5 protein-coding genes are annotated in these 15,501 nt (G+C 70.2%); all 5 read right to left on the reverse strand.

What is annotated here, in order from left to right:
* Positions 1–90 precede the first annotated feature (90 nt).
* The 5 genes from ACSFBL_RS21970 to ACSFBL_RS21990 are packed head-to-tail and all read right to left on the reverse strand — an operon-like array spanning position 91 to position 15,425.
* Entirely contained in the window at positions 91–2,076 is a 1,986-nt protein-coding gene (locus ACSFBL_RS21970; protein ID WP_435517942.1) for a hypothetical protein, read from the reverse strand.
* A 27-nt stretch (positions 2,077–2,103) separates the two neighbouring features.
* Positions 2,104–6,621: a hypothetical protein gene (locus tag ACSFBL_RS21975; protein ID WP_435517943.1), complete on the reverse strand. Its 4,518-nt coding sequence runs from the start codon at positions 6,619–6,621 to the stop codon at positions 2,104–2,106.
* Between the two features lie 9 nt (positions 6,622–6,630).
* Positions 6,631–9,435, reverse strand: coding sequence for a hypothetical protein (locus ACSFBL_RS21980; RefSeq protein WP_435517944.1), 2,805 nt, complete (start codon positions 9,433–9,435; stop codon positions 6,631–6,633).
* Between the two features lie 12 nt (positions 9,436–9,447).
* Positions 9,448–12,915: a DUF6603 domain-containing protein gene (locus tag ACSFBL_RS21985; protein ID WP_435517945.1), complete on the reverse strand. Its 3,468-nt coding sequence runs from the start codon at positions 12,913–12,915 to the stop codon at positions 9,448–9,450.
* A complete protein-coding gene (locus ACSFBL_RS21990; RefSeq protein WP_435517946.1) occupies positions 12,912–15,425 on the reverse strand; it encodes a hypothetical protein in 2,514 nt (837 codons plus the stop codon). The genes ACSFBL_RS21985 and ACSFBL_RS21990 overlap by 4 nt, the downstream gene beginning before the upstream one ends.
* Positions 15,426–15,501: the final 76 nt, after the last annotated feature.

The following is a 15,501-nucleotide window of genomic DNA, read 5'->3' on the forward strand; positions in this document are numbered from 1 at the left end:
CGCACGGCGCAGGGCAAGCGACAGACGGAAGCTTGCAGCGTTTCGACAGCAATCCTGGCGAAACGGCAGCCTTCGCTGCCACTCTGCGCGCTAGCTGCCGCCGTCCTCTGCCTGATCGAAGCGCAAGCCGCTCGATCCCTCGCCGCGCCCGACCTGCCGACGGAATGAGGTCCACACCCAGGTCGTCCCGTCGGTCCACCGCGCCATGCGACGGCCCCGGGTTACATGCGCGCCCTCGCGCGGAACCTCCTCGTCGTAGAGCAGCAACTGCGTGCCGGCATTGAGCACCGTGCCCTGCGCGGGATGGATCTTCTTCGAGCCGTCGGGCTGCAGCACCGCGCCGCGCCGCAGGCGCTGGACAATCTTGCCGTCCTCTTCCGCAAGCTGCACGGGCAGCAGCGGGACCCAGTTGCCCGGGACGGTCGACGACAGCACGTAGCGCGCTGGCGAAGCCGACGTCGCGGGTGCATCGGATCCCGAAGATGCAAGCGACCCATCCTCGTATTCGATGCGCTGCACCGACTGTTCGACGGGACTCTCGATGCTGCGCTCGATGGCCCATGCGAGATTGGCCATCTCGTCGCGCATGAGCAGCACATCCTCCAGCGCGCTCCCTTCGATCACCCGCCCGAGCGATGGCGGCAGGAAAAAGAGATTGGCCTGCGGCACGTCGATGGGCACCTCGCCCGCCCTGCGCAGGCAGGCCAGTTGCCACATCGACCACCAGGGTCGCGGCAAGGCCGGATCGCCGAGCGGCCGCAGCAGGCTGCGCACGCCGAAGGTGTCGGTCACGACCAACGATTCCACGCGCGTCAGCGAGCCGACCGGCAGCGTCAGCGGAATGACGAACCAGTCGTTGCCATAGCTGCCCGCATATTCGATCACCATCAACTGCGCGAGGTCGGTCGGGCCCACCGGCACGAGCCCGTAGGCGATGCGTGCATCCTCCATCTCCCAGAAGCGCGCTGCCGGTGCGCCGCGGAAGCTGACCGGTGCGGGCACGGTGGTCTCGACGAGGGTGGTCAGTTTGCGGTCCCCGTCGGTTCCCATGCGCACTTCGAGGTTGAGGTCGAAGCTGCTCCAGTCGAGCCGGCCGTCATCGAACTCGGCGGCGGTCAACGCGAATTCGTCTTCGGGCCGATCGGACAGGCGTCCCGCGACCGACACGGCGTATTCCAGGCGCGAAGGCTGCCAGGCATCGTCGGTCCCGTCGCCGGCTGCGGCCGGCTCGTGCACCAGGCCGTCGTACCACTGCAGCCAGGCCAGCGCGGTCTGCTGCACTTCGGCGCGGTCGCCCACGGCGATCTTCAGCGCGGCCTCGAGCACGACCTGAGCGGCCCCTCCGTTGCGGAAAGCGTCGGCGAGGCGGCGCGCATCGGGCGCGCGCCCCGTCATGGTCTGCATGAATCGCGACGTGGCCTCGTCCAGCGGGTCGGCATCGGCCGGTCGCGCAGGCAGCGCTTGCAGGGCGAAGCGCTGGATCAGCGCGGCGCGGTAGCTCTTCGACAAGGGCTGCGCCTCCAGCATGCGCAGGAACTGCAGGCCCGCTTCGACCGCCAGCGTCAGCATGCACGCGTCGTTCGGGTCGGCGGCCCGCATGCGGCGGCGCTCGACCTGCACCTCCAGCGGAACGGCCATCGGGTCATAGGCTGGCGCCTGCACCTGCGTGTCGTGCTTCAACGCGCCAAGGTGGCAGCGCGAAAGCATCGCGCTGGTCGCCCGCACGCGCGCCATCACCGGCGAGCCGGTGTCCTCGGCCTGGAATTCGCCGACCTGCCACTGTCGCGCCAGGAACCACAGCGGATCGAACACCCGCGCGCCGGGGCCGGTCGACATGGCGTCGTCGCGGCAATGCGGCTCGATGCGGGTCCAACTCGTGATGGATGCAGTGGTCGGGCCGGTCGGCGCCGGTGGTGCCGGTTGCGGCGGCGGCCGTGGCGGCGGCGGGCGCGGCGGCTTGGGCGGACGGGGCGGCGGCGGATCGGGTGGATCCGGCGGCTCGGGCGGCTGCCTTGGCAGGCGAGGCTTCGGGGCCTCGGCGGCTGCGTCGGTCGGCGGCGGGGGCTTAGCTGGCATGGCGTGTCCGGGCACTCGGGTGATGGCCTAGCGGGCCAGCGCCGCCGCGTCGGTCGACACGACGTCGTCCTTCGCGTTGAAGGCGAGATAGAGCGCCGGGAGGTACTGGGCCGTGCCGGTCAGCGCCTCGGGATCGATGGCGCGCAGCTTGGCCAGGTCCAGCGTCTCGGCGAGCACGCGATGCAGGGTCGCGATGGTCCATGCCTGTTCGGGCACCGGCGGCAATGCGAGCAGCACGGCCTGGGGCGCGCAGGCATCCGGCGGGTTGTACTGGAAGGCGATCGCAGTGGTCTCGCGACGGCTCGGCACCACCTCGATCCATTCGTCGACGGCAAGGCCGCACAGCGGCGACGCGGCATCGAAGCCGGCCGACGTCTGCAGTACCAGCGAGAGCTTGCCCGAGGGCGGCTCCGCATCCGGCCCACATGGCAGGCCCACCCAGCGCTCGCCGTTCACGAAGGGCAGTTGCGCCACGCGCAGGTTCAGGCGCTCGCCGGTGTTCAATACCTCGGCGCCGCGCAGGCAGGCAGCGAGGCGCGCTACCGGATCGCGCACGCGCGCGCTTCGCGTCAGCCAGGTGTGCGCGGCGAGCGGATCGCCACCCTGCGTGAGCGTGGTGGCCGCGAGCGCGGCGCTCAGTTCGGTCGCTGCGGTGCCATCGCAGGTGAAGCGCGGCAGCACCACGAAAGGCGAACCGAAGACCGCCCGCATGCGCTCGATCAACTGATCGCGCCGCACGCGCGGCTCGGTCGATGCGGCTGCCGCGCGCAGCGTCGCACCTTGATCGAGGCGCGGCTTGCCTTGCTTGAGCAAGGCGGCCGCCTGCTGCAGCAACGCATCGCGCGTCGGCGCATCGTCGCCCGCCGCGATGGCCGGGACGGCCGGCGCAAGGCCGAAGCTGCCGAGCTTGAGCATTGCCGTGCGCAGGGCATCGGCGGTGCTCGCCGCGCCCTTCGTCACCAGCGTGTCGAGCGCCTTGCTGGCCGCGTTGAGGGCGTTCTCGGCTTTTACGACGCGCGCCTCCAGTTCGGCGAGGTCGAGCGTCCCTGCACTCGCGCGCTCCGGCGGATTGAGGTCCTCCGCATCCGCGCCGCGCGCGTTCGAAAGAAGGCGGCGGGCGGCGCGTGCCTGCTCCAGCACGTCCAGCAGCGTCAGTTCCGTGGCCGCGAGATCGGTGGGCCTTGCATGCTGAATGCGCAGGCTGGCCTGCCCGCCGAAGCCGCCCTGCTGGTTCCGCGCGAGATACAGCAGGCGCTGCTCGATGTCGTCCGTCGAGATGTCGGCCCGGCGCGGACCGGAGACGTCCTCCACGCCGTACACCACGTCGAGCGGTGCCAGCTGCAGGTCGCTCAGCCGCAGGACGCGTGTTTCGGCCACCGCGCCGCTCGCGTCGTCGATGCGCTCGATCGTGCAGCGCACGTTGCGCGGATCGCCCATGAGCTTCGCGGCCCAGGCATTGAGCATCGGCTCCGCGGTCGCGCGCGCGGATGCCGCCACCCAGCCGGTGGCTGCGGGCGCCTTGCCACTCCACAGCAGCAGCAGCCGGTGCGTTAGCGCGACGCCGCTGCGCGGCATGCGGGCGACCTCCAGTTCGGGCGCAGGCGCATCGCCGTGTGCGATCGCGGCCAGCGTGCTGGCGATTCGCGAAGTGTTGCCGCGCGCCATCTGGTAGGCGGCCTCCGCGGTCAGGGCATCGCCCAGCCCGTCGATGGCGTCGCCGAGGGCGTTGAGCTCCTGCACCATCTTCTTCATCTCATCGTCGCCAGCGCCCGCCTGCTGCAGCAGCGCGTTGATCGGCCGGCCGTCCGCGCGCCAGCGACTGTGCAGGACGAGGCCGTCGACGACATTGTTCGCTGCGATCGCCTCCACCGGCTGCGTCTTCGGCTCCAGCTTGCCCGCGACCAGGGGTGCGAAGTCCCGCAACAATGCGATGAAGCGGTCGAGCGACAGCTCGTGCAGGCCGCGCTCGAAGCGGTAGCCGAGCAACGCGCCGAGCGGCTGACCCTGGCGCACGCCGTCGAGCAACTGGGTCGCCTCGCGCACACGGCGTGACGTGAGATTGATCGCGAAGGGGCCCTCCTCCTGCGGCACGCCGGTCGCACCGAGGTGCGCGTTGCGCAACAGCGCCGCGGCGGCGGCGTGGGTCATCGACGGTGCATGGATGAAGCCGCTGTCGTCCGGCGATGCGAACAGCGGTCCGGGCTCGCCTGCCGGCGGGGTCAGCGGCGCGGCAGGAGCCGCCGGCCGCAGGTTCTCGACCCAGCCGTAGCCGCCCGCATAGATGCCTTGCGGCGCCTCCGAACGCATCGCTGCGAGTCGCTTGCTGGCGAACGAGGTGATCCACGCGTCCAGCCGGTGCGAGGAAAGGTCCAGCGTGCCCTGCATCAGCAACTGGAGCGCCTCGCTGTCGAGCGTCTGCAACCGGGAGAGGCTGTCACGGAAGGCGCCCAGCGACGCGAGTGCGGGCAGTTCGAAGCTCGTCGCGCTTTCGAGGAACTGGCGGATCGTGCGGTCGCCGGTGAGGGCCGGCACCTGCAGGTCGAGTTGGCGCTTCCAGGTGAGCGTGGGCGCCGCGCCGGTCCCCAGGTCGACCAGTTCGGGGTCGCGCAGCAATGTCGCGAAGTCGTTGCCGGGCAGGCTGGCCGCGATCATCGCCGTGGCCTGTGCCAGTTCGCGCAGCAGCGCGTGACGCAAAAGGATCTGCAGCAGGCTCGCGGTGCTGGCGGGGTTGGCGGGGTCCGGCCGCATCGCCACGAGCGCTTCGATCGAGGGCTGGGCCAGCAACGCGGCGATGTAGTCGGGGTCGAGCTTCTGCCATGGTGATACTTCGCCCGCCTGGACCGTGGGCACGGTCACCGCGTAGTCGAGGTCCGCATAGGCCGCGCGGGCCAGCCGCGGACGCCACGGAAGACCCAGGCGTTGGAGCAGCCCGGTCGCGATGGCGTCCTGCGCGGCGATGAAGCCGCTGCCCTGCAGGTCTTCGCCGAGGAAGGCGCGCAGATGCTGGAGGTAATGGCGGCCAAGCACCGCCCGCGTGCCGTAGCTGCTGGACACGGCATCGGTGCGCATCACGTCGGCCAGGTCGCCATCGGGATCGGCTGGCTGCCTGCGACCGACGCGCGCGGCGTCGCCCAGTTGCGGGCGCCAGGCGCCGTCGCGCAATTGCAGCAGCAGCTTCTGCAGCCAGGTGTCACGTGCGAGCGCGGCCTCCTCGCCCGCGCGCGGTCGCCACGCGTCGAGCGATGTCACCGGCAGGATGCCGTAGGGCTGGCGCCCGCAACGCAGGCTGGCATAGGGCCCCGCACTGCGCACGTGATCGAGGAAATGACCGCGCGCCCATGCGATGTGCTCCGGCGTCAGGCCGCTGCCGCCCGGCCCTGCCAGGTTGCTCAGGAAGTAGCCCCACCCTGCGGGCCAGAGCGCGTTGTTCATGGCGCGCATCTCGGTGTCCGGCCGTCCGCCCGCGAGCGGCAAGCGCCCGAGCACGGGGGCTACCTGTTCGGTGGAAAGGCCGAGCGCGAGGCCGAGCCTCGCGGCATTCGTTGCGCCCTCGAGCGTCGAGGGATCGAAGGCGACTTCGCTGGCGAAACTCTGCACGCGGCCGGCATCGGTCGAGTCGTAGCCGGCCCGGCGGTCGGCCGTGTTGTTGGTCGGTGTGCCGGTGCGCAGGAACTCGACGCCGTCGGTGTAGTGATGGGCATCGAGCAGCGAGGCCAGTTGCGTCGCCGTATCAGCGGCATTCGTCGACGCGGCGCCGAGCACGAAGAGACTGTCGAGCCCGGCGGCCAGCAGCGGCGCGGGGATGGCGATGCGCAACCCCATGCCGGCTTTCTCGGCTTCGTCGAAATCGACCATCCACCGCATGCCGTCGTCGACGGCGACCTGATCCTTGGGCACCTGCGCGGCCGGCGCCTTCGGATCGGGCCCCGTCGCGAGCGGGCGCCGGATGTCGCCGCCGCTGACGGCGATCACCGGCCGGCCGCCGGCTTGCACGATGGCGATCCAGCGGTCCGGTAGCAATCGGGCCAGCGGTGCATGGCGCCACGCTGCGTCCTTGCCGTCGTCGACGACCGGGACTGCGGGCCATTGCGGCGCATCGGGCAAGGGATCGGCCGCGGCCACAGCCGCCGTCGGACGCTGCGCCGCATTGACGGGCGCCAACACGCGGGCGATCCATGCCGCGCGCGCGGCGCCGAAGCGGTCGGCCAGTTGCCGCCACGCATCGGCACGCGCGGTCTGATCCGGGCCGGCGCGCCAGTCCTGCTCCCAGTAGTGCATGCCCCACGCCTGCTCGCCCGGAAGCAGTTCGGGCTCGTGGGAGTCGAGGTGGATCTTGTCGGGATAGACGCGCACGCGCAGTTCGCTGCTGCCGTCGGGCTGCGCGAAGAAGCGCGTCTCCAGCCGCACCGGCAGCAGCGCCAGCGGCCGGTCGCTCGGGCAGAGCGTGTTCGCCATCAGCGGCGGCAACTGAGGCTGGGCCACGGCGGCGAGCTTCAGGTCGGTCCTGAAGAACGCTGCGGTCGAGATGCCGGTGACGGTGGCCATGGTTGCCTCTCAGTGCTTGACGAGCTGCGAGGCGTGAATCGAAATGCGCACCGGCAACTGCCGCACGATGCCCGCCATGTGTGCGCCATTGCGGCCCCATTGCAGGTCGCCCAGCGGCACGCCCTGGGGTGGGCCGCCCGCGATGCCCAGGTGACTGGCGCCGCCCGTCGGCGTGTCTTCGTCGAGCCCGAAGCGCGGCTCGGTCGGGTGCTCCTGGATCACGATGTAGTAGCCGTGTCCGCCGTCGGCGCCCGAGGCCTGATCGGCCGTGAAGTCGAAGCCGAAGAAGGACACGTCCGGCTGCATCGTGCCGCTGAAGGCGGGCGGGACTTCGAGCGCGGCGACCTCGCTCGGCGAGCGTATGCCATTCGCGTCCACCACCGCGGGGACGGCGAAGATGATGGCGTTCGGATAGCGCCGCAGCAGTGCGCTGCGCATCAGCATCACGAACTGCTCGCGCGTGGGCGCGGTGGCGGGATCGGCCAGTGGCCGATCGGCCCAGAGGTGCAAGGGCCCGATGTCGGGGCGAGGCCTGGGCGTGCCGCGCACATCCCAGAACTGGTCGAAGCAGGTGCCGCGCTGGTCCGTCGGGAACCCGCGCCACAGCAGCTCGCGCGCCATCTCCACGTTGAGTCCGACCATGTAGGCCTCGACGAAGCGGCGGTTCGTCTTGAGGCCGATCACGCTGTCGGGCAGCACGTCCTGCAGCCCGGGCAGCAGCAGTTCCTGCGACAGGTCCCGCAGCGGCTCGTACATCGGCTGGCGAAAGCTCGGCGCGGCCATGATGGTGTCGATGCCGACGGCTGCGCTGGCAGGCGTGTCGACCGGCGGCACCGCGCCGGCACCGACAGCGACCACGGCGCGCGCGAGCGCCACCAGCGTCTGGCGCGGGTCGATGTGCGTCAGCACGGTCTGCCTGAACTCCGTCATCTCCATCGCGACCGGCGGACCGCGCAGGATCTTGAAGCGGCCGGGGTTGATGCGGCCGAGGTGCTCGCTCGCGGCAAGCCGGAAGGCATGCGCCGTCGGGCTGTCGGGCAGCACGATCATCACCGTGATGCTGGGCACGTTGAGCGGCGCACCTTCGGGCATGACCTGGAAGTTCGGCCGGCCGACCAGCCCGTCGATGAGCGTCTGCGTGACATCGCGGTAAGGATGGATCGTGACGTTGGGCACGCGGCTGCGCACCGCATCGATCGTGGCCTGGTCGGTGGCGGGCGGCGTGGAGAAGCTCAGGCCGAGATTGAGTTTCGCGACCCACGTCAGCGTGGTGGAGCGCGTCAGCCCCTGCGCGGCGATGCGCCGCGTGAAAGGGCCGCGCTCCCGCCCTATGCGGCGCATCGCCGGGCTCGTGGCCGCCAGCGGCAGTGCCTTGTCGGCGATGCGCGCGACCAGCGTGCGCGGCACGGTCTCGCCCGTGGCGATGGTGCGGATGCGCGCGAAGGCCGGCGCGCCGACGCGCAGCAGTGTCTCCGCCCCGAGGTTCGCGAAGTGCCGCACGTGCAGGCTGCTGCCGACGGCGAGGCTGAGTTGCATCTGCCGCATCCGCTGGTTGGCGCGCTGCAGATCCGCCGCCTGTTCCCAGGCGGCTGCCATCAGCGCCTCCTGGTGCTCCTGGATCACGCGCGTGCCGAAGGCCGCGACGGTGCGCGATCGCGGGTCGAGGTTGAGCTGGTCCAGCCATTTCGGAACACCCCGTGCCACGGTGGCACGCGCCGCATGCCAGCGCCCGTAGATGGGCGGCGCGAGCAGCGGATCGGCGTTCGGATCGGCCACTTCGTTGAGGCCGGGCGTGTTGATGATCGTGGCCAGCGCGGTCTGGAAAGGCGCCGCTGTCGCATCCGCCCACGGCGCGGGCGTGTCGGGAGACTCCATTGGCTGCAGCGCGCCTTCGAGCCCGAGCGTGGTCGGCTGCGGGAAATCCGCCGGCAGTTCGAAGCCCGGCCTGCCGATGTCGAGCGGACGACGCCCCAGGCTGTCAGGCACCGGCTGCGGCTTGAGGCGACGCACCAGCGACTCGAAGTCGCCGCCGGGGCCGGTGCGGAATTCCCAGTGCAGGTAGACCGGCAGCAGGAAGGGCAACTTCTGCGTCGGGATCCAGGCGGGCGCCAGCGCATTGGCGGCGACGAGATCGGCGTCCGAGATCGGCAGGCCGAGCCCGGCCCGGCGCCCCAGTTCGAAGGTGGGCACGACGCAGGCGATGTATTCGGTGTCGGCCGAGAGGATCCGGGGGCACAGCAGACGCGACAGCGACAGGGCCGGCGAGCCCGCCAGTGCATTGCCGACCTGCCCCGCGTCGCTCGCGGTCGCCTGCGCATGCGCCCACGCCCAGCTGTCGACGAGGTTTGGCAACTCGGCCGCGACAGTCGCGGGCGCTGCGATCTGCAGCGTGGTGCAGGGTGCGTCGACCGTCGGACCCAGCGACACCCCGTCCTGTTTGCGCACGACGACCAGGCAGAGCCATGGCCGCAGCTTGCCCGTCGTGTCGGCGCGGGCCGGTGTGAAGAGCCACGGGAAGTCGGCCCGGTCGAACTCGATGCCCGCGAAATAGTTGGGCTCGAAATCGATGCTGCCCGGATGCGGGTCGCGCCGCACGACCTGGTTCGCATCGATGCCGACCACGTCGGCCGGGCCGCGCAGGCGCACCGTCACCGGCGGTGCGGCGCTGCCGTTGACCGACACCACGGCGGACACGTCGGCCACCGCACGCTGGCCCGCCCCGAGCGAATCCGGCGTGGTGATGCTGGCGGCCGCACCCTGGCGCACCCAGGGCAGGAAGCTCAGGTTGGCCTGTGCGTCGTCGGAGGTCGGCATCGGTCGTCCCCTTCAGACCAGTGCGTCCTGCAACTCGTGCAGCGGGACCACCTGCCACCGTGCGCCGCCCCGGTTGAGCGTGCCGAGCGCCGCCCGGTACTCGCTCCAGGTCTGCAGCGTTGCGTCCACGGGTGCGGGCGCGCCGTCGGCCAACGGGACGATGGCCCACCGGGGCGCTTCGATCCGCACGGCCTGCACCGGAGGCGCTTCGTCGATCGCGTCGTCACGGCGGAATCGCGCCAGGCCGACGGCGCGCACCGGCGCGCGGGCCGCCGCGCCGGTGCGACTGTGGAAGCGCAACTGCGCGAAGCTCATGATGAACGGCGGCGCAGGCGGCTTCGGCGGCGCCGCCATGTCGTCGATCACGATCGGCTCGTACTTGAGCGGCGCGCCGACGACCTGCGCCGCGTCGAAGCTCACTGCCTCGCTGCCGAAGACCAGTCCCGCATCCATCTCCTCGAAGGACGGACCGGCGAGCTTCTCGTCGTCGCTCATCGTGAAGAACTGGGCGGGCGCGAACTGGTCGCGCACCGCGACCGCATCGGCGTCCTGCGGCTGCGCGTTCAACGACGCCTTGACGTTGAAGCGCCTGGCGCCGGCCACAGGCGCGCCGCCGAAGGAATCGATGTCGCGCGAAGTGTTCAGCGGCACGACCTGCTGCTTCACGACCAGCCGGCCGAGCGGATCGAGCACGATGGTGCTTCCCGCGCCGGACGCTGCGAGCTTGCGCAATGCGACGCCGTGGCTCGCATGGGCCGGCCCGAGCGTGGTCCAGCTCTGCGGCGTGGTGAGCGCCTTCTTCAGTTCGGCCACCACGTCGACCGCGGGCGGCAGCGGCGGCTTCTCGCCGTCGATCAGGGTCTTGTCGAAGCGCACCGAGAAATCGCACCAGAGGATCTCGAAGGAGGCCTTGCCGCTCACGCGCAGCGGCCGCGGGCCTTCGAGCTCGCCTTCCAACGACACCTTGAAGAGATTGCTCGAACCGCGCTTGAGCTGGACCGATGCATGGAAGTCCGCAAGGAAGTGCAGCGGCACCAGCTGGATCAGTACGTCGTAGCCAATATCGCCATCCACGCTGAAGCCATAGGCGGCCGCGTGCAGTTGCGCCCGCGCGCCGAACTGCAGCGTGTTGGAGGTGATCGCGAAATAGGCCTCGCAGGTGATGCGCGGGTTGTCGCCCGAGCAAAGGGCAATCGCGATGCGGTCGACCTTGGGCACATTGGCCGGCGGCGCGAAGCGCGGGTTGAACCCGCCGACCGCCAGCACGAAGCCCGCGCCCGGCCCGGACGTCCAGCGGGCGCGCAAGGCCATCGCGCCGGTCAGCGCGAACTTGTGCACCAGGCGCGAATCGACGAGCACCGCGTCGATGGATGCGGTGCCCTCGTCGAAGTCGAGCACGCCCATCGCATCGAGGTTCAGCCGCACGAGGTCGTTGTCGCGCGAAGGCAGCATCGAGCTGATGCGGCCCAGAACCAGCAGGCGCGAGCGCGCGCCGAACTGCAGGATCAGCGCCAGGTCCAGCAGCACCAGCGTGGGCGTGGCCCAGCCGATGCGCGCGAGGATGCCGAGCAGGTAGCTGCCGCGCAGGGCCGGAAAGGCGCTGGCCAGCGAACGGATGATGGCCGGCGCATTGGCCACCGGGTTGCGCGGGAACAGCAGCGTGGCGAGCGTGTCGTTCTTGAGGCCGGCCCGCAGCACGTCCTGGTCGAAAGTGCGGTTCACGGCCACCATGCCGCCGATGCCCTGCAGGGTGAAGCCCATCCCCAGCGGGATCGGGCGGAAGTCCTCGGCGGTGATGAAGATGATCATCGAGAAGCCCGGACGGCCGTCGGGCATCTGCGTGGCGATCAGCCCGAAGGCCTTGAGCGTGATGGTCTCGTGCAGCGAGAGCTGCATCACGCCCGCGTAGAGCTTCTGCGCGTCGTCGTGGAACAGGAAGCCGCCGCCGGTGAGCACGCCGCTGGCGTCCACCGACAGTCCGACGCCGCTGGGCGGCTTGAAGCCGAGGTCGAGATTCGCAACGCCAATGTTGCCGCCAGCGGGCGGAAAGCTCAGCAGGCCGGCGAGGCCGATGCGATCCAGCACGGCGGTCAAGGGTCCGATCGACGCCGACACGCTGGCCGACACCTCCGCCGCGATGCCGGCATCCTGCGGGCGAATCGCCAGCGTCAGGGCCGAGAGCGTGACGCCGCCGAAGGACAGCCCGACCGGCACCGAGGCTTCCAGCGCCGCGCTGCCGCGCAGGCTCAGCCCCTTCTTGCTGGACCATGCGAGGCCGAGATCGCCCTTCGCCTGGAGCCCGCCTGCGGGCAGGATCGCACTGAGGAAGCCATCGCCCTCGCCCGCCGCGATGACCACCACCGCCTTCGTCACGTCCGCCGACACCGCCAGCGATGCGTGCGCCTCCGACAGCGTGACGTCGAGCCCGAGCCTGGCGCCGCCGACTTCGAGGCGCGCGCCGCCCGGCTCGCCGATCACGTAGGCGGGCAGCGTATCGATCGTCGCGAGCTTGGCCGATGCGCTGCCCTTGACCTCGACGGTTCCCGGGCTCGCGAGCAGGGTCACGCCGTGGCGACCCCAGGCGACGACGTCGATGCCCGCCGTGAGGTTGGCCGCGATCTGCCAGGGGCCGGCGCTGCCCTGGACGGCGATGGTTCCGAAGGGGCTGATGACGAGGCCGAGATCACCCTGTTGCGCGGACGACAACGACAGTACGACGCCGGATTCGGCGGCCGCGCCGTAGAGTGGATCGTCGACGTAGACGATGAGCGCATGCGACATCAACGGGCCCGCGTCGCCGAGCGCGACGGCGTCGGCGGGATCGAAGCCGTAGCGGCACGAGACGCCCAGCGCACGCAGCAGGCGCAACAGGCGCGGGAACAGCTTGTCGGCCATGGCCTGCGCGTCGGCGACCGTCTGCATCGGGTTGCCGTACTCGGCGCGCAGCACGCCGAGCGGGTCCTTCAGCAGTGCGGGTAGGCGGTCGAGATGCCAGCTGTCGAGCCGGTAGGTGTCGCGGACGAGGCGGCCGCCCTGCACCAGCGGAGCGTTGCCGCGGCGCTCCTCCGCGGGGTCGAGCAGGGTCAGCAACGCCGCGGCCGGCCGTGCGGCGGGCACGCGGCTTTCGAGAAAAGCCATCACCAGCAGGTCGATCAGTTCCCGGCCCAGGCCGTCGAGCGCTGCGAGCGGGCCCTGCTGTTCGAGGCGACGCAGCGCTTCGAAGGCATCGGCGGCAGCGTCGAGCACGGCGGCGATGCTGTCGAAGGAAGGCGTCTCCTGTGCACCGAGCGCTTCGATGCGGTCCTTGAGTTCGGCCACCGCGGTGAGGGCCTGGAGCAGCGCGTTGTTGCTCGCGTCCGGTGGCACGCCGAGTTCGGCGAACAGGCGCGGGAGCCAGCCCGGCTCCTCGACCACAAGGACGATGGGCGCGAGCAGCCCACCGAGGCCGCGCGACAGCGATTCGAAGAGCGATGCACTCATGACGTCGTCGCCCGGGGCACGAACGCCGGGAACTTGGGATCGTCGGGATCGAGGCTGACGACGTACTCGCTGAGTTGCAGTTCGGCGAGCAGCAGTTCGATGTTCTCGTCCGTTTCTTCCGCATCCTCGGGCTTGGGTCTCGCCTTCCGCCAGCGCACGATGTGATGCAGCCGGCGCGCGCTCGCATTGGTCGGGTGCCAGTCGAAGGTGATCTCGCAGAAGTTGTTGGTGCCGATGACCTTGTTCACGTCCCCGCCGGCGTTGTACATCCGGTACTTCGTCGCCGCGAGGCGCAGGGCCTCGGCCGCCATCTTGCGCTGGTCGGGCGTGCTGCCGTCGGGCAGCGGCGCGATCGGCGTGATGTCGACGGGCACGGTCGCTTCGGGCGGCGTCAGGTAGTCGAGCCGGTAGCTGTAGTCGGGCGGCGTCTGCGGATCGATCGCGGTGCCGAGGAAGAAGCCGTCCGGCTCGACCGGCACCGTCGGCTGATCGAGCTTCAGGGTGAAGAGCGGCACGAAGGGGCTGCTCGCCAGGCCGCGCTGGCCCACGACCTTCTCGGAGCCCACCACGGTGTTCCAGCCGACATAGCCTTGCGGTGTCGTCTTCGGGATCAGCAACCAGGCGATGGGATTGGGCGCATAGGCGTACCCGTCGCGATGGAAGCCGAGCGTGTTCCCGGTCTCCTTGCGGAACGAGCTCGCGACCAGCTGCGCGATCACCGCCTTGACGGGCTGGGGCTGTACGTCCTCCAGGCGCGTGGTCGCGGTGTAGAGCAAGCGGGTCGCGAAGCTGAAGTGCACGTCGCCGGAGATCATCGCCAGCGCCCCGGTCCGCCGGCCGTCGACCAGCGGCAGCTTGTCCGTCAGGCTCGCCATCAAGCGGTCGAAATGGATCGACGGCAACTCCCAGGCCTCGTAGACGTCGGGGAAGTGCTCGAAGAAGTTGGCGACGGCGTCGTGCCGCGCGGCGGAACGGATCGGCTCCACGGCCGGCGCGTTGGTGGTCATCACCACGATCACGATGCGGTCGCCGGCCGGCGGCGTGTTCACGATCTGCTGGGTGAGTTGTTCCGACGGCATGAGCACGCCGCCGCCCACCCTGCCGTTCGGGAACGCGCGCCACGAGCGCGAGTCGGTGAAGATGATCTGGTGCCCCGGGCCTTCGACCGTGAAGTTGTAGATGAGCGAGTCCGGGTCGTGGAACACGGCATTGGCCGGCCGCATCGCGAGCGTGGCCTCGTCGTGCACGGCCACCAGGGTACGCAATGCGGGCGATTTCGCTTCGTAGTCCGCCGCGCTGGTGATCCCGTCGAGCAGGTCGAGCAGGTTCCTTCCCGCACCACCGCCCTCGAACACTTCCGGCACGTTGCCCCAGTGCTGGCACAGCGAATACGCGACCAGCGCGTTCTGGCTCACGCGCAACCCGAGCGGATGGCCGTACAGCGACTTGCAGGTATCGCGCGTCATGTTCCAGTCGTCGGTGACCTCGTGGTCGTCGCAGATCATGTAGCTCGGGATGTTGGCCAGCATCCGGCGCACGTCCTGGAGATCGTGACGGAACAGCGTGAGCCGCGTGACCTCCTTGGCCACGCCGAAGTCCTGGCCCTTTTTCGCGCGCTGCCCGAGCCAGTGGCCCAGCGCGACCTGATCGCCGAGAACCCCTTCCGTGGCCTTCGCGACATCGTTGAAGCCCGGCATGTCGACCGGCCACAGCACCTCGGACCAGACCATCATGTACATGCACAGGTACTCGCCGAGCGACAGCAACTGCCCGTCGAGGTCCTCCGACGTGAAGCCCGCGGCCTCCAGCGGATCGCGACGCAGGTAGGGCAGCAGCTTGTCCACCGTCGCCTTGCCGCCCTGGTCGTCGAAGGGAATCTCTTCCTTCCATCCGAGCAGCACGTGCGCGGCATCGGAGATGACCATCAGCATCGAGGCGGAGACGTCGTCCGCGTAGATCTGGTCGCCGGTCAGCAGCAACTGGTGCGGCCGTGCGAGCGGGTTGGACGATGCCTGTGCGATCAGCTTGTCGCCGATCGAGAAGCAGTCCCTGCCGTTGCCGTGCGGGATGCGGCACGAGCCGCACAGCAGCCGCAGGTCATCGAGCGACGCGGGCGGCAGGCAGAAGCTGGGCAGGCCGAAGGGCACGTAGCAGAAAGCGCCGGGCAGCGTCTGCGTGCCGGTGGCCGCGGCGAGGTCCATGGTCTGGCCATCGTCGAAGGTGAATTCGAGCTTGTAGCGGTAGACGATGCCTTCCACCAGGTCGCCCTGCCCGGCGTCCGGATGCGCCGTGACGCACACGAGGTGAAGCTGCGTGCCGACGGCCATCGTGTGGCGATGGCCGAAGGCCAGGGACTTGTCGAGCGCGTCGAGCACCGTGAGGGCGACATCGCCACCCATGCGCATCGCGAACCACACGCTGACGCTGCGCGGTGCGACCTTTCGCAGCACCGGCCCGGCGAGCACGCGCGGCAACGTGGAAAGGGTGTTGGCGAGCGACTGCCAGGCCATGGGGCGCCATCGTGGGCCACACGATGGCCAAACTCAATGCAGCCGACGGCCTATACGCCGAACGAAGTAAGCGGCC

It is taken from the genome of Variovorax glacialis (assembly GCF_051216375.1).
Lineage (GTDB): Bacteria > Pseudomonadota > Gammaproteobacteria > Burkholderiales > Burkholderiaceae_C > Variovorax.

Bases quoted from the DNA above. Each gene is read 5' to 3' on its own strand.
- ACSFBL_RS21985 (WP_435517945.1), bottom strand. From the start codon at position 12,915: ATGAGTGCATCGCTCTTCGAATCGCTGTCGCGCGGCCTCGGTGGGCTG.
- ACSFBL_RS21975 (WP_435517943.1), bottom strand. From the start codon at position 6,621: ATGGCCACCGTCACCGGCATCTCGACCGCAGCGTTCTTCAGGACCGAC.
- ACSFBL_RS21970 (WP_435517942.1), bottom strand. From the start codon at position 2,076: ATGCCAGCTAAGCCCCCGCCGCCGACCGACGCAGCCGCCGAGGCCCCG.
- ACSFBL_RS21980 (WP_435517944.1), bottom strand. From the start codon at position 9,435: ATGCCGACCTCCGACGACGCACAGGCCAACCTGAGCTTCCTGCCCTGG.
- ACSFBL_RS21990 (WP_435517946.1), bottom strand. From the start codon at position 15,425: ATGGCCTGGCAGTCGCTCGCCAACACCCTTTCCACGTTGCCGCGCGTG.